This window comes from Aeromonas salmonicida (assembly GCF_028355655.1).
Classification (GTDB): Bacteria; Pseudomonadota; Gammaproteobacteria; order Enterobacterales; family Aeromonadaceae; genus Aeromonas; species Aeromonas salmonicida.
Map to the genome: position 1 here is coordinate 4825615 of NZ_CP110645.1, position 18905 is coordinate 4844519.

General features: G+C 59.8%; 14 protein-coding genes. 5 read left to right on the forward strand and 9 right to left on the reverse strand.

Going from position 1 to position 18905, the window contains the following annotated elements:
- Positions 1-188 precede the first annotated feature (188 nt).
- The 5 genes from ONZ54_RS22490 to mioC all read right to left on the reverse strand — a co-directional run bounded on the left by ONZ54_RS22490 (position 189) and on the right by mioC (position 5407).
- Positions 189-1097 (reverse strand): ParB/RepB/Spo0J family partition protein, encoded by a 909-nt coding sequence (locus ONZ54_RS22490; RefSeq protein ID WP_021139940.1) that lies wholly within the window; start codon positions 1095-1097, stop codon positions 189-191.
- Positions 1094-1897, reverse strand: a complete 804-nt coding sequence (locus ONZ54_RS22495; protein WP_005319608.1) for a ParA family protein — start codon at positions 1895-1897, stop codon at positions 1094-1096. The genes ONZ54_RS22490 and ONZ54_RS22495 overlap by 4 nt, the downstream gene beginning before the upstream one ends.
- A 26-nt stretch (positions 1898-1923) precedes the next feature.
- Positions 1924-2550: a 16S rRNA (guanine(527)-N(7))-methyltransferase RsmG gene (gene rsmG, locus ONZ54_RS22500; protein ID WP_271787199.1), complete on the reverse strand. Its 627-nt coding sequence runs from the start codon at positions 2548-2550 to the stop codon at positions 1924-1926.
- Positions 2551-2558: 8 nt separating this feature from the next.
- On the reverse strand, positions 2559-4448 hold the full coding sequence (gene mnmG, locus ONZ54_RS22505; protein WP_059169525.1) for a tRNA uridine-5-carboxymethylaminomethyl(34) synthesis enzyme MnmG: 1890 nt from the start codon (positions 4446-4448) through the stop codon (positions 2559-2561).
- A gap of 509 nt (positions 4449-4957) precedes the next feature.
- A complete protein-coding gene (mioC, locus tag ONZ54_RS22510; protein WP_271787200.1) occupies positions 4958-5407 on the reverse strand; it encodes an FMN-binding protein MioC in 450 nt (149 codons plus the stop codon).
- A gap of 385 nt (positions 5408-5792) precedes the next feature.
- On the opposite strand from mioC, the gene ONZ54_RS22515 reads away from it, so the two are divergent.
- The 5 genes from ONZ54_RS22515 to fhuB all read left to right on the forward strand — a co-directional run bounded on the left by ONZ54_RS22515 (position 5793) and on the right by fhuB (position 13471).
- Positions 5793-7898 carry a TonB-dependent siderophore receptor gene (locus ONZ54_RS22515; RefSeq protein ID WP_271787201.1) on the forward strand — a complete coding sequence of 702 codons (2106 nt, stop codon included), beginning with the start codon at positions 5793-5795 and terminating at the stop codon, positions 7896-7898.
- A 57-nt stretch (positions 7899-7955) separates the two neighbouring features.
- A complete protein-coding gene (locus ONZ54_RS22520) occupies positions 7956-9602 on the forward strand; it encodes a multidrug ABC transporter permease/ATP-binding protein (protein ID WP_271787202.1) in 1647 nt (548 codons plus the stop codon).
- A 46-nt stretch (positions 9603-9648) separates the two neighbouring features.
- Entirely contained in the window at positions 9649-10413 is a 765-nt protein-coding gene (locus ONZ54_RS22525) for an ATP-binding cassette domain-containing protein (protein WP_271787203.1), read from the forward strand.
- A 164-nt stretch (positions 10414-10577) separates the two neighbouring features.
- Positions 10578-11492: an ABC transporter substrate-binding protein gene (locus tag ONZ54_RS22535; protein ID WP_416995600.1), complete on the forward strand. Its 915-nt coding sequence runs from the start codon at positions 10578-10580 to the stop codon at positions 11490-11492.
- Positions 11489-13471: a Fe(3+)-hydroxamate ABC transporter permease FhuB gene (gene fhuB, locus ONZ54_RS22540; RefSeq protein WP_271787204.1), complete on the forward strand. Its 1983-nt coding sequence runs from the start codon at positions 11489-11491 to the stop codon at positions 13469-13471. Before ONZ54_RS22535 ends, fhuB begins: the two co-directional genes overlap by 4 nt.
- Positions 13472-13569: 98 nt before the next feature.
- Here fhuB and ONZ54_RS22545 read toward each other — a convergent pair whose 3' ends face one another.
- The 4 genes from ONZ54_RS22545 to ONZ54_RS22560 all read right to left on the reverse strand — a co-directional run bounded on the left by ONZ54_RS22545 (position 13570) and on the right by ONZ54_RS22560 (position 18895).
- The gene (locus ONZ54_RS22545; RefSeq protein ID WP_271787205.1) at positions 13570-16044 is read right to left on the reverse strand and encodes a TonB-dependent receptor; all 2475 of its coding nucleotides are present in this window, start codon (positions 16042-16044) and stop codon (positions 13570-13572) included.
- A 165-nt stretch (positions 16045-16209) separates the two neighbouring features.
- Entirely contained in the window at positions 16210-17178 is a 969-nt protein-coding gene (locus ONZ54_RS22550) for a siderophore ABC transporter substrate-binding protein (protein ID WP_236556365.1), read from the reverse strand.
- A 2-nt stretch (positions 17179-17180) separates the two neighbouring features.
- Positions 17181-17963: an iron ABC transporter ATP-binding protein gene (locus ONZ54_RS22555; RefSeq protein WP_271787206.1), complete on the reverse strand. Its 783-nt coding sequence runs from the start codon at positions 17961-17963 to the stop codon at positions 17181-17183.
- Positions 17960-18895, reverse strand: a complete 936-nt coding sequence (locus tag ONZ54_RS22560; protein ID WP_309266942.1) for an iron chelate uptake ABC transporter family permease subunit — start codon at positions 18893-18895, stop codon at positions 17960-17962. The genes ONZ54_RS22555 and ONZ54_RS22560 overlap by 4 nt, the downstream gene beginning before the upstream one ends.
- Positions 18896-18905 lie beyond the last annotated feature (10 nt).

Here is an 18905-nt window from a genome sequence, read left to right on the forward strand (position 1 = left end):
CAGAACTGTAAAAATCGACATGTTGGCACGCACGAATTTACAGCCCCAAAAGCCGGTCAAATTATACCCTTGAAGGCGGTGATTGCAATATGACAAAAACCCTTAATTTTTGCGGCTTTCCGCACAGAATTAAGGTTATGTTCATATCAAAAGGAATGGATGTTTTATTACTACAAAAAGCGTAAAAATCACGATTCCGACAGGCCAAAATAGCCCAAAATACGGTCCAAGTCGGTTAAATCCCCGTAACTTATTACTAACTTTCCGCTATCTTGCTTGCCAACCTGTAACTGAACCTGGTTGCCAATTTTTTCCGACAGCTGGCGCTCGAGATAACCAAACTGTGGATCGCGCACGGGTTCAACCTTGGCTTTTGCCGGTTCCAGCGCTTTTTGCACCAGTTTCTCGGTATCTCGCACTGTCAGCCCCTTCTGCGCGACCAGCTTGGCCAGTTCGGACTGGGCCTGACCACTCAGGGCCAGCAGGGCACGGGCGTGGCCCATGTCGAGATCGCCGTGCTCGACGAAGCGCTTCACGTCATCGTTGAGCTGGTTGAGGCGCAACAGGTTGGTGACTGTGGTGCGGGACTTGCCCACCGCCTCGGCCACCTGCTGGTGGGTCAGTTCGAACTCGGTCAGCAGCCGCTGCAGGGCAACCGCCTCCTCAATGGCATTGAGATCTTCGCGCTGGATGTTCTCGATCAGTGCGATGGCGACGGCGGCCTCGTCAGGCACATCCTTGACGATGCAGGGCACAACGTCGAGGCGGGCCAGTTGGGAAGCTCGCCAGCGCCGCTCACCGGCAATGATTTCGAAGGATTGCTCGCCGAGGGGGCGCACCACGATCGGCTGGATCACGCCCTGGGCGCGAATGGAATTGGCCAGATCTTCCAGCGCATCCTGCGACATATCCTTGCGCGGCTGGTACTTGCCGGACTGCAGCCACTCCACCGGCAGCCTGCGCAGTTCCCCCTGATTGGTGGGGGCCATGGCCTCTTCGGTACGCTGGTCGCTCATCACCTGTTTCTGGCGCGCGGCAGTGCTGGTGCTGAGCAGGGCGTCCAGCCCCTTGCCCAGCCCACGTTTTTTCGGCGTCATATGCTCTCTCGGTCTGCGATGGTCACCGGACGTTCCTGCTCCTGGCGGCGCAGCATTTCGCCCGCCAGCGCCAGATAGGCCTTGGCGCCCACCGATGATTTGTCATAGTGCATGGCCGGGGCTCCGAAACTCGGGGCCTCCGCCAGTCTTACGTTGCGGGGGATGATGGTGCGATAGACCTTGTCCCCGAAATGCTGTTTCAGCTGATCGGACACATCATTGGCCAGCCGGTTGCGGTGATCGAACATGGTGCGCAGCACCCCTTCGATCTTCAGCTCCGGATTGACCACGGCTGCCAGCTTGCTGATGGTGTCCACCAGAGCGGTGAGCCCTTCCAGTGCATAGTATTCGCACTGCATGGGCACCAGTACGGAATCGGCGGCGGCCATGGCGTTCACGGTCAGCATGTTGAGAGAAGGCGGGCAGTCGATGAAGATGTAGTCGTATTTGTCCCGTACCGAGGCAATGGCGTTGCGCAGTCGGATCTCGCGGGCGAAGAATTCCATCAGACGGATTTCGGCCGCGGTCACGTCGGCATTGGCGGCGATCAGGTGATAGCCCCCCGAGGTTTCGGGGATGATCACTTCAGCGATGGGGGCATCTTCGATCAGCAGCTCGTAGGCGGTGCGCTCGACTTCGTATTTGTCGACGCCGCTGCCCATGGTGGCATTGCCCTGGGGATCCAGATCGATCACCAGCACCTTGCGCCGGGTAGCGGCCAGGGAGGCGGCCAGATTCACACAGGTGGTGGTTTTACCCACTCCACCCTTCTGGTTGGCTATGGCGATGACTTTTCCCACACTATCCCCTAAATGAAACTGCGACCCTATTCGGGCTGGATATGTTTGAATTCCAGCAGATGACGTTCGCCTTCCAGTTCCGGTACCCGCAATTCATGACAGGCTACCAGATGGATATTGGCAGGCAACTGGGCCAGCTCCTGCTCGGGATATTGCCCCTTGAGCGCCAGGAAGCTGCCCTGTTCGGACGGCAGATGGTGACACCAGCTCAGCATGTCCTCTAGCGAGGCAAAAGCCCGACTAAGCACACAATCAAACCCCACATCAGGCTGATACTCTTCCACCCGGGATTTGACTGGCGTCACATTGGTCAGGCCCAGCTCCTGGATCACCTGGCGGATAAAGTTGATCCGCTTGCCCAGACTGTCGAGCAGCACGAACTGCTTGTCAGGATTGATGATGGCCAGTGGCAAGCCAGGCAGCCCAGGACCTGTCCCCACATCGATGAAGCGCTCACCGTGCAGGTGAGCGCTCACCACCAGGCTGTCGAGGATATGCTTGACCAGCATGGCGTCGGGATCACGCACCGAGGTGAGATTGTAAGCCTTGTTCCACTTGTGCAGCAACTCGACAAGCTGAACCAACTGGGTCTTTTGGGTATCGGTGATAACAATACCGGCCTGCATGAGCAGGCCGTTCAATCTTTGCAGCATGAAGATCCTCAGGCGGTTTTACGCAGCAGGCCGTGTTTTTTCAGGTGAACCAGCAGGATGGAGATGGCCGCCGGTGTGATACCGGAGATGCGGGAAGCCTGACCAATGGTCTCGGGCTTGGCATCGTTGAGCTTGGCGATCACCTCGTTGGAGAGACCGTTGACGTCGCGGTAGTTCATGTCCAGCGGCAAGAGCGTGTTCTCATTGCGCAACTGCTTCTCCACCTCGTCGTACTGACGCTCGATATAACCGGCGTACTTGATCTGGATCTCCACCTGATCGGCGGCGGCGTGATCGCTCAGCGCCGGGCCAACCCCTTCGATGGCCATCAGCGCATCGTAGGTCACTTCGGGGCGACGCAGCAGCTCTTCCAGATTCTGCTCACGGGTCAGCGGTGTGTTGACCAGGGCGTTGACCGCTTCCAGTGACGGATGTTGCGGGTGGATCCAGGTCGAACGCATGCGCTGACGCTCCAGCTCCACCTGTTCCATCTTGATATTGAACTTGCCCCAGCGCTCGTCATCCACCAGACCCAGCTCGCGGCCAATGGCGGTCAGGCGCAGGTCGGCGTTGTCTTCCCGCAGCAGCAGGCGATATTCGGCGCGGCTGGTGAACATGCGGTAAGGCTCGCGGGTCCCCAGAGTGGAGAGATCGTCCATCATCACGCCCATGTAGGCCTGATCCCGGCGGGGATGCCAGGGATCCTTGCCCTGGGCACGCAGACCGGCATTCAAACCGGCCATCAGGCCCTGGGCCGCGGCTTCTTCGTAGCCAGTAGTACCGTTGATCTGGCCAGCGAAGAACAGGTTGCCGATGCACTTGCTCTCCATGTTGGCCTTGAGATCCCGGGGATCGAAGAAGTCATATTCGATGGCATAGCCTGGGCGGGTGATGTGGGCATTTTCGAAACCACGAATGGAACGCACTATCTGCACCTGCACATCGAATGGCAGGCTGGTGGAGATCCCGTTCGGGTAGAGTTCGTGGGTAGTCAGGCCTTCCGGCTCGACAAAAATCTGGTGGGCAGTCTTGTCCGCGAAGCGAGTGATCTTGTCCTCGATCGACGGGCAGTAACGGGGGCCAATTCCTTCGATCACCCCGGCGTACATGGGGCTGCGATCCAGGTTGTTGCGGATCACATCGTGGGTACGCTCGTTGGTATGGGTGACGTAGCAGGGCACCTGGCGTGGGTGCTGGCTGGCATCGCCGATAAACGAGAAGACAGGGCGCGGATCATCGCCGTACTGCGCCTGCATCACGGAGAGATCGACGCTGCGGGCGTCGATCCGTGGCGGCGTCCCGGTTTTGAGACGATCGATGCGCAGCGGCATCTCGCGCAGCCGCTGAGCCAGGGCGATCGAGGGAGGATCCCCGGCGCGGCCGCCCTTGTAGTTTTCCATCCCGATGTGGATCAAGCCGTTCAGGAAGGTCCCAACCGTCAGCACGACGGTCTTGCCACTGATGCGGATCCCGCTCTGGGTAACGACACCGGCAACACGATCCCCGTCCATGATCAGATCATCACAGGCCTGCTGGAAGATCTTCAGGTTGGGATAGTTCTCCAGCATCTGGCGAACAACGGCTTTGTAGAGCAGTCGATCCGCCTGAGCACGGGTAGCTCGTACCGCTGGTCCCTTGGAGGAGTTGAGGGTACGGAACTGGATCCCGGCAAGATCTGTGGCTCGCGCCATGATCCCACCGAGGGCGTCAACTTCCTTGACCAGGTGTCCCTTGCCGATCCCGCCGATCGCCGGATTACAGGACATGTGTCCCAGCGTATCGATGTTGTGGGTCAGTAACAGGGTATTCAGGCCCATACGGGCTGCCGCTGTTGCTGCTTCGGTTCCTGCATGACCGCCACCAACGACGATCACATCAAATTGTTCATGGTATTGCATTGGGGATCACCTTGATCTGCACGTCTGAAGATCGTTGATTGCCTAGGCTGAGGGGCTGAACATTCTATCTGTTTCGCGCCCTGAGGGGAACGTCTACTTAACGTTCAGAATGAAGGGAGGATCTACTTAATAGATCTTAAGGATCTTTAGATCGATCTTTTATTGGATCTTTTATTAGGATCCACCTTTTCTGTTGATAAGCACTTTTTGATCATAAAGATCATCGTGTTAAAGACGATCCTAGCTTGTGGAAAAGCTTGGATCCTGGGGCCGTGAACCAGGGTATAACCAGTGCTTTTATACACAGGCGGCTAGCGGGTTGGATCTCATACATGGATAACTATAGGTTTTGCAGAGGTTTACACGGTAGTTATGCACATTACCCCTGGGCATTGTGGGTAACCGTGTAGAACAAGTCGTCAGGATCAATCTGTTAATAACTTGGTGGATAGCGATCTGGGGATAAACGGGGAGATCAAGGCTTTTTTACCGGATCTCCCACCTCCTGATCAGGCGATCATCTGCATCCAGCCCTGGATCCAGGCCTCAGCGGCATCTTCAGGGATCTCATACTGGGTCACATCTATGTCGAGACGATCCCCGATCCGGCTGGCGCCACATTCACTCAGCAGCAGATCCAGCGTCTTGCCGCCCTGGCAGAAGGTGTCATAACTGCTATCGCCGAGGGCGATCACGCCATATTTCAAGGCATTAAGATCCGGATGCTGCTCGGCAAGATCCTTGGCGAAGGGTTGCAGATTGTCGGGCACATCACCGGCACCGTGGGTGGAGGTGACCACCAGCAGTATGGCGTCCGGCTCGGCCAGCACCTCGGCCAGGCTGGCTGGATTGTGGATCTCGGCCTGATGGCCCGCCTGTTCCAGCAGGTTGGCGACGTGGTCTGCGACATATTCGGCGGCGCCCAGCATGGAGCCGACGACGAGATTGAGTTTGGCCATGGAATGGATCCTGAGTTCAGACAAAGAAACGGAAAGCCGAATTCTACCGCCAAAGGGTGTGGATAAATATGGATAAAGCTTGGGGATAATGGATCCTATTTTCTTTTCCTATATAAGGCAGGATCCCCCGTTTTTCGTCTGCCCCGGATCTTTTCCTCGGAAATGCGCTTGTCTGATCCCTCCTTTTTCTGCCCGACAGCTGCTGCTTTGATACGTTAGGTAACAATGCAGATGCAAATGATTAGCAATTATTGAATCGATTCGATCATGGCTCCTGTAGTAGCATTGCGCTGCTTTATTCGCCTGAGGAACCGGGCAGACCAGCTTGATCGGTCACCAATAATAAGAAACCAGAAACAACTCATTGATATTTGAGACACTTATAATGATTGCGCAAAAAAACACCCTGACCGCAGCGATGCGAAAGAGAGGGGCACAGCAACTGCTGCCGCTCTCCTGCCTGCTGGCAAGCCTGCCAGTACTGGCCGAACAACCGAAAGAATTGCCAAAAGCCAGCGAAACCATGGTGGTGACAGGTACTGCCATGAAGGTGGAAGTGCCGATGGCCGAGACGCCACGGGCCGTCTCAGTGGTCAATCGTGAGGAGCTGGATCAGCACGCCGTGCTGAAACTGGACGAAGCGCTGCGCTACCGCTCCGGTGTGCTCTCCCAATCCTACGGATCCGACAACGATGCCGACTGGTTCAAGGTGCGTGGCTTCGATGCCGCCTCCTATCTGGATGGCAATCGCCTGTTCAGCACCGGCTACTATGTGTGGACGCCAGAGCCGTTCGGTCTGGAAAGCGTGGAAGTGCTGAAAGGGCCCGCCTCGATCCTCTACGGCGAGGCGCCTCCCGGCGGCGTGATCAATGCCATCAGCAAGCGGCCGACCGCCACCCCGCAGGGGCAGCTGGATCTGCAGATGGGTAGCCGGGATCTTCGCCAGATCGGGGTGGATGTCTCGGATGCATTGACAGACAACAGTCGCTACCGTCTGGTCGCCCTCTACAGCGAGCGTGACGGCGTGCTGAACGATACCTATAACGATAGGGTTTATCTGGCGCCAAGCGTCACCCTGGATATATCGGATCGTACCAGCCTGACCCTGCTGGCCAGTTTCAAGCATGACGAAGGTGTGCCGACCAACGGCTTCTTCCCTGTCTATGGCACTATCAATACCAGCGGTGGCCAGATTGATCCCTCCACCAACCTGAGCCAGCCGGATTACGATCGCAATCGCAACACCCAGATCTCCGCCGGTTACGAGCTGGCCCACCAGCTCAACCAGACCTGGGAGTTCAAGCAGAACGTCCGCTTCAACTACAACGATCTGCTGCTGCGCCAAACCTATATTTTCCCGACCTATGAAGGCACGACCGCCTACCGTGGGCTTGTCTACCGGGATGGTGACACCAAGAGTGCCACCATGGATAACCAGATGGTGGGTTACTGGAACACGGACAGCACGGAGCAGACCTTGCTGCTGGGGCTGGATCTGCAGCGTCACGTCAACGAAGGTCAGGAAGCCGACAACTTCGGCATGGGTTCCATCAATACCATGAACCCGGATTACAGCGGCTTCCCCGGTTTTGACGAATCGACCACCACCCACCAGAAGAGCACCAAGGGCCAGAGCGGCCTCTATGCCCAGCACCAGATTCGCTGGGACGATCGCTGGTTGCTGACCGGTGGTGGCCGTTTCGACTATGTGGAGACCCACAACATCAGCGAAGCCAAGAGCAAGGAGGAGAAGCAGTACGATCACGAGCTCTCCCTCTCCGGCAGCCTGATGTATCTGGCCGACAACGGTCTCTCTCCTTATATTGCCTACGCCGAGTCGTTCGAGGTATTGCCCGGGATAGATCCCAATACCCAGAACTCCTACAAGCCGCTCAAGGGCACCCTGTATGAGACTGGCGTCAAGTACGCCCCCAGCTTCCTAGACGGTTACATCAATCTGGCCCTGTTCGATCTGGAGCAGACCAACTCGCTCGTCTCTACAGGATCCGGTCAGCAGACCCAGGCCGGCGAAGTGACCTCCCAGGGTGTCGAGCTGGAAGGCAGCGTGCAGGCCACAGAGGCGCTGCGTCTCACCGCTGCTTATACCTACACGGATGCCAAGACCAACGACACCGGCAAGGGTGATCGCCGTGCCAGCCTGATCCCGCGCCATATCGCCTCCTTCTGGGGCAACTACAAGGTGCAGCAGGGAATTGCCTCCGGTCTGGAACTGGGAACCGGCGTGCGTTATGTCGGCTCCAGTGTCGGCATAGGCGCCGTGGATGCCAGCTACAACCCCATCTATGGTTCGGCCCAGGTACCGGCCCATACCGTGTGGGATGCGATGATCGGGTATGACTTTGCCAAGAACTGGCGAGCCCAGCTCAACGTCAACAACCTGCTGGGTGAAACCTACGTGGCCAGCTGTGACTACTACTGCTACTACGGCGAGCCGCGCAGCGTGGTGGGCAGCATCAACTACCGCTGGTAACAGAGGTCGGGCGGGAGTCGTGACTCCCACCCCTTTTTCCCCGCATACAGGCCCGTCATGGAACTCTTGTCTCTGGTTTACCGCCAATATCGTTGGCCCTTCATCGCAATAACCCTGCTCAGCCTGCTTAGCGCAGTGAGCGGGATCGGCGTCATTGCCTTTATCAATCAATCTCTTGTCGAATCCGTCGGCGATCCGCTGCCGGTACTTGGCCAACTGCTTGGCCTGATCCTGTTGCTGCTGGTGATCACACTCGGATCTCAATTGGCCCTGACCACACTCGGTCATCATTTCGTCTACCGGTTGCGGGGCCGTCTGCTCAAGCAACTGCTGGATACTGATGTCGCCCGCATTCGCCAGCTTGGCCAGGGGCCGCTGCTGGCGTCCCTCTCCAGCGACATAGGCCAGATCACCATCGCCTTCGTGCGCCTACCCGAGCTGGTGCAGGGGCTGGTGCTCACTGTTGGTTCCGCCCTCTATCTCGGCTGGCTGTCACCGGCCCTGCTCGGCGTCACAGCACTCTGGGTCACCGTCACCATGGTGGTGGGCTGGCTGCTGGTGAACCGTGTTTATCGCCATCTATCCCACATGCGTCAGGCGGAGGATCGCCTTTATCAGAACTATCAGGCCATCATAGCCGGCAGCAAAGAGCTGGCGCTCAATCGCGAGCGGGCCCATTTCGTCTACCACCAGCTCTATGAGCAGAACGCCCGTGACTATCGCCAGCAGATCATCCGTGCCGACACCTATCACCTGAGCGCGGTGAACTGGTCGAATATCATGATGCTGGGAGCCATAGGCCTGGTCTTCTTCCTGGCCAATGGCCTCGGCTGGGCCAACACCAATGTGGCCGCCACCTTTGCCCTGACCCTGCTGTTCCTGCGCACTCCGCTGTTGCAGGGGATAGGCGCCTTGCCGACCCTGCTTTCCGCCCAGGTGGCGTTCGACAAGATAGCCGCACTGGCGCTGGCCGAGCCGGATCCCGACTTCCCGCTGCCACCGGCACCCCACACCTGGCAACGCATCCAGCTGGAGCAGGTGAGCTTTCACTATCAGGGGGAGGGTGGCTTCGCGGTGGGCCCCATCAATCTCACCATAGAGAAGGGGGAGCAGGTCTTCATCATAGGTGGCAACGGCTCCGGTAAATCGACCCTGGCCATGCTGCTGACCGGTCTCTATCAGCCTGTGTCGGGCCGGATCCTGCTGGATGGTGAACCCGTCACGGATCGCAACGCCTATCTGGCGCTCTTCTCCGCCATCTTCACCGACTATCACCTGTTTCAGCATCTGCTGGGGCCTGAGCCCAAGGCCGAGCTGATCGCCGAGTGGTTGGATCGGTTGCAGATGGGCAGCAAGCTCGCCATAGAGGATAACTTTATCGCCGATATCGATCTCTCCCAGGGGCAGCGCAAGCGGGTCGCCCTGCTGCTGGCACTGGCTGAGCAGCGCGAGGTGATGCTGTTTGATGAATGGGCCGCGGATCAGGATCCTCAGTTCCGCCGCATCTTCTATCAGCTGTTGCTGCCTCGCCTGAAAGAGATGGGCAAGACGGTGATCGCCATCAGCCACGACGATCACTACTTCTCCCTGGCCGACCGCTTGCTGGAGATGCGTCAGGGCCAGCTCACCGAACTGACCGGCGAGCAGCGCGAGCAGGTCAGCCGGGATGCCGTCGCCCATCTGGATTGCGAGGTGCCGGCTTGATGCCGGCACCGATGAGACTGGCATCAGGCCAGCACAGGAACAGCTTATGTTTGAGATGAAAGCCGCCAGCTTCGCGGTAAACGACCGCACGCTGCTGCACCCAACGGACCTGCGTTTCAAGCAGGGCCAGGTCTATGGCCTCATCGGCCACAACGGCTCGGGCAAATCCACCCTGCTCAAGTTGCTGGCGCGCCAACAGCCCCTGAGTGAGGGCGAGATCCTGTTCGATGGCAAACCGCTGACCGATTGGGGCAACCGGGAGTTCGCCCGTCAGGTGGCCTATCTGCCCCAGCACCTGCCGAGCGCCGAGAACTTGCTCGGGCGTGAGCTGGTGGAGATGGGTCGCTATCCCTGGCGCGGCCTGCTGGGCCGGATGGGAGCAGAGGATCAGCGTCAGGTCGACAGGGCCATTGCTCTCACCCATACCGAAGGTTTTGCCGATCGGCTGGTGGATACCCTTTCCGGTGGCGAGCGGGGCAGGGTATGGCTGGCCATGTTGCTGGCCCAGGAGAGCCGCTTCATCCTGCTCGACGAGCCGCTGGCCGCGCTGGACGTGGCCCATCAGGTGGAGGTGCTGACTTTGGTCAGGCAGCTCAGCCGTCAGCTAAACCTCGGCGTCATCATAGTCATTCACGACATCAACATGGCCTCCCGCTTCTGCGATCGGCTGGTGGCGCTGCACTCGGGTCGTCTGCTTACCCATGGCGAGCCAGAGCGGATCATGACCAGCGAGACCCTGCACGCCATCTATGGCATCCCGATGGAGGTCATTCGTCACCCGGCCCATGACCACGCCATCGCCATCGTTTAGATAAGGCTTGTTATCCTGATGAGTTTATTTGTACCCATATCACTGCAGACTGGCGAGACCCTGCACTCCATGTACCATGGCATTCCGATGGAGGTCATGCGCCACCCGGCCCATGCCCATGCCATCGCCATCATCTAGCCGGGACAGCTATCTTGATATCTTCATTGAAAAGGGCCGGCTGGCTGCTCTGCCTGCTGGCGCCATTGGTATTGCAGGCCAGTCCGGCGAGCCAGAGTGCCGCCACCGATACCGCTCGGCCGAGTGAGCGCACACAGGTACCACGGATTGCCACCGTCGACTGGACCATAGCCGAAACCCTGCTGGCGCTCGGGGTGACCCCGCTGGCGGTGGGGGATGTCAGCGCCTATCGAGCCTGGGTCGGCGAGCCGCTGCTGCCGGCCGATGTGGTGGATATAGGCCTGCGGGCTCAGCCCAATCGCGAGCTGCTGGCGGAGCTGAAACCCGATCGCATCCTCATATCCCCGCTGGCGGCGCCGCTGGCACCGACCCTGTCCCGCATCGCCCCCGTGCAGTCCATCGCCCTCTATGATCCACAAACCGATCTGTGGCAGCAGCTCCATGAGGCGACCCTGACCATAGCGGCGCTGGTAAACAAAACGGCCGAGGCGAACGTGCTGCTGACCGATTTGAATCGGGATCTCGAGCAGATGAAACAGACCCTGCCGGCGGAGCTGCCGCCCCTGCTGGTGGTGCAGTTCATCGATGAGCGACATGTGCGGGTGTTCGGTCGCCACAGCCTGTTCGAGGCCGTGATGCAGCGACTCGGCCTGCGCAATGCCTGGCAGGGAGAAACTAATGGCTGGGGCTTCTCGGTGGCCAGTCTCGAGCAGTTTTTATCCATACCGGAGGCCAGGTTGGTGGTAGTGGATCCCATTCCGGTCGGGGTGAGCGAACGGCTGCAGGAGCCCGGTCTGTGGCAGCATTTGCCGCTGGTGCAACAGGCTCCGGTACTGCATCTACCCGCAGTCTGGAGCTTCGGTGGCGTACTCGCCGCCCGTCGCTTCGCCACCTTGCTCAGCGAGGCATTACAGAAGGATGCCAGGGGAGATCGCCAATGAAACATATATTTCCATCCCCGTTGCAGCGACCGACCTTGATCCTGCTGGGGCTGACCCTTTCGCTCGCTTGCTGGGAGCTGGCCCGCCAGGTGCCGGGTGCGCTCTGGTGGCAGACCCTCTTCTCGCCCAATCTGGATGATGTCCGTCAGGCCGTGGTGCACTTCAGTTGGCTGCCCCGGCTGACGGTGACCCTGCTGGCCGGAGCCGCCCTCGGTCTGGCCGGCACCCTGATGCAGCAGGTGCTGCGCAACCCGCTCGCCTCGCCGACCACACTGGGGGTGGCCTCCGGCGCCCAGCTGGCGCTGATGATGGTGACCCTGTTTGTTCCCTCCTGGTTGCTGCTGGGGCGGGAGTGGATCGCCATGGCCGGTGGCAGCCTCGCCATGGCGCTGGTGTTCGCCCTGGCCTGGCGCCGTCAGCTCAATCCCGTCGTCATCGTCTTCGCGGGGCTGGTGATCAACCTCTATCTGGCGGCCATCAGCATGGGGCTGCTGCTGTTTTTTCAGGAGGAGTTGAAAGGCTTGCTGGTGTGGGGCAGCGGTTCTCTGGCTCAGAATAGCTGGAACGGTGTGAGCTACCTACTGCCACGGCTGCTGGTGGCGGGGGGACTGACGGCTGTGCTGGTGCGCCCGCTGGCTGTGCTTGAACTGGATGATGCCAGTGCCCGCAGTCTGGGGGTCTCCCTTCAAAGCTTGCGACTGGCGGGGCTTGGCTTGGCGGTATTTGTCACCGCCTGCGTGGTGAGCGTGGTGGGGCTGATCGGTTTTATCGGGTTGGCCGCACCGGCCATGGTGCGGCTGCTGGGGATCCGCCAGCTCGGTCAGCGGCTGCTGTGGGCGCCTGTTCTGGGGGCTCTGCTGTTGGCGGCCACCGATCTGTTGCTGCAATCCGGCAGTCGATTCTGGCCCATGCTGATCCCGACCGGTGCCATGACGGCTCTGTTGGGGGCGCCGCTCTTGCTCTGGTTGATCCCGCGACTTTCCTTGAAGTCGGGCACACCCAAAGCGAGTACCGGTTTGCTGGTAGCACGACATCCGGCCCCGACTCGCCTGATCACCTTGCTGCTGCTCGGCTTGGGGCTCGCCATCATAGGCTCTCTGCTGTTCGGTCAGGGAATGCACGGCTGGAGCTGGCCAAGCTGGCTCAGGTGGCAGGCCCAGCTGGAGTGGCGGCTGCCGCGCACTCTGGCGGCGGGGGCTGCCGGGATCTTGCTGGCGCTGGCGGGCACCCTGCTGCAGCGGGTCAGCAACAACCCCATGGCGAGTCCGGAACTGCTGGGGGTGAGTGGCGGCACTTTCATGGGAGTGATAGCGACGGCACTGCTGTTGCCTGCCTTGCCATTACCCATGATGCTGCTTGGGGGCTTGATCGGGGCTTTCGGTTGCCTCTTGCTGCTGGTGCTGGTCAACCGCAAGCATGGTTTCCAGCCGGAGCGGATCCTGCTGTCCGGCATCGCCATCACGGCGCTGTTCGAACCATTGCAGGCGATAGCGCTGGCCAACGGCGATATGCGGGTGCAGCAACTGCTCTCCTGGATGTCCGGCTCTACCTATTACGTCACCCTGCCGGTGGCTTATGGACTGGTGGGACTGGCGGTATTGATGCTGGCAGCCTGCCTGCTCATCAGCCGCTGGCTCGATCTGTTGCCCATGGGACCGGCACTGGCAACCGCATTGGGAATTCGCCTCAACCGTGCCCAGCTCGCCATACTGCTGCTGGTGGCCGTGCTCACCGCCAGCGCCACCCTGGTGGTGGGGCCGCTCTCCTTCGTTGGTCTGCTGGCCCCGCACATGGCCAAGCTGATGGGACTGGTACGGGCGCGCTGGCACCTGCTCGGTGCCGCCGCTTCCGGCGCCCTGCTGATGGTGTCGGCGGACTGGATCGGCCAGCAGATCCTGTTCCCGCAGGACGTGCCGGTCGGGCTGGTCTCCACCCTGTTAGGGGGCGCTTACTTCATGTGGTGCCTGCGCCGCCTCTAGGTGTGTGGATGACAAATGGACAAAAAAGAGCCCGGGATAATCCCGGGCTCTTTGTTTCAAGGCTGGCGCCGACTCATGTGCCGAGGCAGACAGCCAACTCAGAATGCCAGTGAGGTGGACAGAAGGAAGGTACGTGGAGAACCCAGTCCGCCGGACAGTCCGCTGCCGTCGCCACCGCTCCAGGAGCCGAGCCAGTAGGCATGATTGGTGAGGTTTTGCACCGAGGCTCGTACCGTCACCTCCTTGGTGGCAATCTTGGTGGTGTAGCGGGCCCCCAGGTCGAAGGTGGTGTAGGGGGAGAGCGACATGCGGTTGTCATCAGTGACATAGCGCTTGCCGACAAACTGGGTATTGCCGGTCAGCGTGAGCCCGGGCAGGGCGGCGAGGTCGTATTCCAGCCCCAGCTTGGCCATCACTTTTGGCACCCCGGTCGCCTGGTTGCCTTCATTGGCCTTGTTGAGGGCCTTGGTCAGCTCGGCCTGGGTATAGGAGGCTCCCCCCAGCAGGCGCAGTTCCGGAGTCAGCTCGCCAAACAGATCCCATTCAATCCCCCGGTTGCGCTGTTCACCGTAGACCCCATAGACATTGCTGACCGGATCCGTGTAGGCACTTGGTTTGGCTATCTGGTACAGGCTCAGTGTATGGGCGAACTGACCCAGATCCAGCTTGGCGCCGACCTCATACTGCTTGGTCTGGTAGGGCTTCATGATTTCACCCGCATTGCTGGCCGTGGTGGGCGCCGTGCCCCCCTGGCCCAGCCCCTCTATGTAGTTGGTATAGAGGGAGAGGTCATCCCGTACCTTGACCAGGATGGCGGTGGCTGGCGAGAGCCGGCTCTCGTCATAGTGGGAGGTCTGCGCGCCGCTGGCGCCATAGTTGGTGCTCTCCACCATCTGGTGTCTGGCGCCGACTGTCCATTGCAGGTCCCCGTCCAGGAAGGAGAGGGTGTCCACCAGGGCGACACTTTCCAGCTTGGCGTCGCTGCTGGACGTCACTGCGCCAAAACCGCTCTGATCGGGGGCCGAGCCAAAATCGAGGTGGTCATAGTTGGTGATTGTGTGGTTGGGATACATGCGATCCTTGAAGCTGAGCTCCGAGGTGTAGTGCGTGGCAGCCAGTGACCAGGCGTGATCGACAGGGCCCGTGCCGAGGTTACCGCGCAGACCGGCTTCGCCCGAGCGTTGGGTGCCGTCCCGTTCGGAGCGAATGGCCATGGCATTGATGTCCCCCGCATTGTTGAGCAGGGTATTGCGGGTGATCAGGGCTCTGTATCCCCCCTCTCGCTGGCCCCATGCGGCAAAGGCCGTCAGCGAGTCGGTCAGGTCGAACTCCCCCCGCAATACGGCTGCCCTGGTGTCATTGATGGTGTAGGCCCAGGCCGGAGCCAGTGAATAGTCGCCCTTTTTGGCTGTGGGCAGCTGGGTGACAGTGCTGGCGATGGAGAAGATGCTGAAGTAGTTGACCCCATCCACCTCTTCATGTTGCCGATAGAGATCGAGGGAGGCGCGGGCCCGCTCGTTGCGCCAGTCGAGGCCAATGGAAGTCAGCTCCATCTTGTGCTGCTGGTCATTGACCGGGGTGTCACCATCGCGGTAGACGCCATTGAAGCGCACCCCCCACTGTTTTTCTTCCCCGAAACGGCGACCCAGATCGAGATGCACGCCGCCGAGCCCGTCTGATTCATAGGTGGCGGTCACCTTGGCCAGAGGATCCTTGCCGGCGCGTTTAGGCACTATATTGATGCTGCCCCCCACGCTGCCGTCTGGCGGCATGCCGTTGAGCAGCACGGACGGGCCCTTGAGCACGTCTACCCGCTCGGCCATCTCGGTCGAACTGCGCATGTTGGGCGCCATGCCGATCAAACCGTTGAAGGTCATGTCACTGGCCGTGGTGCTGAAGCCACGCATGTAGAAGGTCTCGAAGACACTGCGTTTGCTCGGCACATAGATGGATGCATTGGTGGCACCGGTGAGGGAGCCGATATCCTGTGCCTGCTCGTTCTCTATGTACTCTTCTGTGTAGCTGACGGTGTTGAAAGGGGTATCCATGAAGTGCTTGTTGCCAAGCAATCCGACCCGACTGTCAGAGGCCACCTGGCCACCGGCATAGGTCTGACGCCCTTGCACCACCATGACCTCATCGGCACTGACCCCGGCTTGTCGGCGAACCTTGTAGCGTCCCTCTCCCGCAGGCTCGGCCACCAGATCGTGACCACTCAACAAGAGGGCCAGACCCTGGGGGGGACTGTATTGGCCTGCCAGCCCGGGGCTGGTCATCCCTTGCAGGGCTTTATCATCGAGATCCAGGCTGATACCTGTCTCGGACGAGAAGGTGTTGAGCGCCTGGGCCAGAGAGCCAGCCGGGATACTGAGGTTTTTTGTGGTCGTGACCGACAGCTCCGGGGATTGGGCCTGCGCCGATGGGGCAAGGCCGAGCAGCAGTGTGCCACTGACACCGGCCAGAATGGTCAGACGTGCGGCCACGCCCAGCTTGTTCAAGGAAAAGCGGGAAACGGTTTGTGCCAGAGGGGGATGGGCGAGCGCTGCAGGATGCAACAGATGGGGCTTTAACATTCAGGATTCCTTTCTATTCGAGGAGGTGATTGATTGTCTCCTTCTGTTTTCCGAACGAGACTTTACAACCCTCAAATAAAAATGAATATCATTTGTATCTTTGTGGCCCGGCAGCATAACGGCCAGTGATTCAGCCGCGACAGCCGGGCAAACAACGTGATCCTGTCAGCTGCGGTAGCCCGTCATCACTTCATCGGCAATACGGGTCAGACAGGTCACGCTGGCCGTGCAGAGATACCAGGTTTCCGGGTCGACAAAGATGACCTTGCCACTTTTCCACGCCTTGGTCTGGCGCAGCAGGGGGTTATCCAGGCTCTGGGCATTGAGTGCCGCCCGTCGCTCCATCACGGCCGTCCTGTCGATCACATAGAGGATGTCCGGATCCGCCTGCTGGATGAACTCGTTGGAGATGGGCTGCCCATGGGTGCCTGTTTCCCTGTCAGGACCCGCCGGCTGAACCCCAAGGGTATCGAAGATGAAGCCATACCGTGAGTGTGTGCCGAAGGAGGTAAAGGCGCCGTTATTGTGCAGCACTATCAAGGCCTTTTCCGGTCGGTTCCGGGTCACTTCACGCACCTGGGCTATCTTGTCGTCTATCTGCTGAACCTTTTCGCGCGCCAGCTCCTCTTTACCCAGTATCTTCCCGAGGGTGAGCAGGTGAGCCTTGGCGGTTTCCAGTACATGCCCCTGGTGATTGGTCATGTCGATGTCGTAGTGCAGGGTCGGCGCTATCCGGCTCAGCTCCTGATAACTCTGGGCTTGCAGGGGGGAGATCAGGATGAGATCCGGCTTGAGTTTGTGCAGTCGCTCCAGGTTGGGTTGTATGGTGGTGCCCACATCCATGACGTTGGGATCGTCTTTGTATTTGCTGAGGAAGTGAGCCACATAGTCTTTGGCGATGCCCGCCACGGGGGCGCCCAGCTGATCCAGGGTATCCAGTTCACTCATGTCGAAAGCCACCACCCGCTCCGGGCGGTGGGTTATCCGGGTCGTACCCAGCTGGTGTTCGACAGTGACAATGGGATCGTTTGCCGAGGGTGTCTGTGCCGCCGATCCTGATGAGGCGTCATCACACCCCATCAGGCCAGCGGCCGCCACCAGCAATATTCCGTGTACTGCATGTGCCTTGTTCATCCTCATAGCGATTCTCCTGACAGGGATGGGTTGAAGTAGTTGCAGACGAAGCCGTTTTGACTCGGCAGTATCTCGAAGTCCAGTTCATACAGGTCTTGCAGACAGGCACGGGTGACCACCTGGCTAACCGGGCCGCTGTGGGCGATGGCGCCTGCTTTCATAGCGACTATGTGGTCGGAATAGTTGGCGGCAAAGTTGATGTCGTGTACCACCAGAATGACGGTGCGGCCCTGTTCATCACAGAGGCGCCGTATGGCCTGCATGATGTTGACCGCATGCTTCATGTCCAGATTGTTGAGGGGTTCATCCAGCAACAAGCAGTCGGTCTGCTGGGCAATGGTCATGGCCAGAAACGCCATCTGTCGCTGACCGCCGCTGAGCTCATCCAGATAGGCCTTGCGCAGCGGCTCAAGGGCCAGAAAATCAATGGCGTCATCGATTGCCAGCCGGTCCTGGCGGGTGAGGGCTCCCTGGCTGTAGGGGAAGCGCCCGAAAGAGACCAGCTCGTCAACGGTCAGGCGCAGCCCGACGTCCGGTGACTGGCGCAGGGTCGCGACCCGTCTGGCATAGTCGCGGGTGGGGATCTGCTCGATATTGATCCCGTCCATCAGAATTCTGCCCCGGCTGACGGTGAGCAGCCGGGCAATCGACATCAGCAGCGTGCTCTTGCCTGCGCCATTGGGCCCGATCAGTGAGGTGACCTGGCCGGCGGGAAAGGCCAGGGTGACATCGCGCAGCACTGGCTTGTCACCGTAAGTCTTGTGAACATGCTCCAGGGTGATCATGGGGTGCCTTTCGTTTTGACCATGAGGGCGAGAAAGTAGGTGCCGCACACCAGGTTGATGAGGATGCTGACCGTGGTGCGGTAGTTGAACAGCTGCTCCACCAGAAACTGGGCGACGATAAAAATGGCGATGGCAATGGCGCAGCCCAGCGGCAGGGTGACCCTGTGGCGGAAGGTGCGTGCCAGCGCATAGGTGATATTGGCCACGAATACCCCCATGAAGGCCGTTGGGCCCACCAGGCTGGTGGAGACGGCCACCAGCACGGCGATCAGGGCCAGTTGCAGCCGCACTGTGTGCCGGTAATCCACCCCCAGCGAGATTGCCTGGTCACGGCCCAGGGAGAGCACATCCAGCACCGCCAGTCGTCGGCGGGTCATGATGCCGACCAGGGTGATCAAGGCGGCGCCGAACAGCAGTTGTCCGGGCTGTACCCGATTGAAGGTGGCGTAGCTGAAACCCTGCAGGATAGAGAACTCACCCGGGCTGGTCTTGAGCTGGATGAACTGGGTAAAGGTGCCGAGCACCATGGTCAGCACCAGGCCCGCCAGCAGCAGCTGATAGAGGTTGGTCTGCCCCTCCCTGAACAGCCAGCGATGGACTATCCAGGAGTAGCCCAGCATGAACAGCAGTGACAGCAGCACGTTTTCCTGCCGGTCCAGCAGGATCAGGCTCTGGCTGCCCAGCGTCAGTACCAGTACGGCTTGCAGCAGCAGATAGACAGCCTCGTAGCCCATGATGGCGGGAGTCAGGAGCCGGTTGCCCGCCAGTGTCTGAAACGTCACAGCCGATAGCGCGATACAGATGCCCGCCAGCCCGATGGCGGCAAGACGCATCAACCTTTGGGGGATCACATAGTCGAAGTCCAGATCCGACCCCACCAGCAGAAACAGCAAGGCCAGCACTATCACCAGCGCCCAGATGCCATAAGGGATCAACAGGTGC

Excerpts from the sequence above, each read along its gene's own strand:
- ONZ54_RS22545 (WP_271787205.1), bottom strand. The coding sequence starts at position 16,044 with ATGTTAAAGCCCCATCTGTTGCATCCTGCAGCGCTCGCCCATCCCCCT.
- fhuB (WP_271787204.1), top strand. The coding sequence starts at position 11,489 with ATGAAACATATATTTCCATCCCCGTTGCAGCGACCGACCTTGATCCTG.
- ONZ54_RS22490 (WP_021139940.1), bottom strand. The coding sequence starts at position 1,097 with ATGACGCCGAAAAAACGTGGGCTGGGCAAGGGGCTGGACGCCCTGCTC.
- ONZ54_RS22550 (WP_236556365.1), bottom strand. The coding sequence starts at position 17,178 with ATGAACAAGGCACATGCAGTACACGGAATATTGCTGGTGGCGGCCGCT.
- ONZ54_RS22515 (WP_271787201.1), top strand. The coding sequence starts at position 5,793 with ATGATTGCGCAAAAAAACACCCTGACCGCAGCGATGCGAAAGAGAGGG.
- ONZ54_RS22555 (WP_271787206.1), bottom strand. The coding sequence starts at position 17,963 with ATGATCACCCTGGAGCATGTTCACAAGACTTACGGTGACAAGCCAGTG.
- rsmG (WP_271787199.1), bottom strand. The coding sequence starts at position 2,550 with ATGCTGCAAAGATTGAACGGCCTGCTCATGCAGGCCGGTATTGTTATC.
- mioC (WP_271787200.1), bottom strand. The coding sequence starts at position 5,407 with ATGGCCAAACTCAATCTCGTCGTCGGCTCCATGCTGGGCGCCGCCGAA.
- mnmG (WP_059169525.1), bottom strand. The coding sequence starts at position 4,448 with ATGCAATACCATGAACAATTTGATGTGATCGTCGTTGGTGGCGGTCAT.
- ONZ54_RS22525 (WP_271787203.1), top strand. The coding sequence starts at position 9,649 with ATGTTTGAGATGAAAGCCGCCAGCTTCGCGGTAAACGACCGCACGCTG.
- ONZ54_RS22520 (WP_271787202.1), top strand. The coding sequence starts at position 7,956 with ATGGAACTCTTGTCTCTGGTTTACCGCCAATATCGTTGGCCCTTCATC.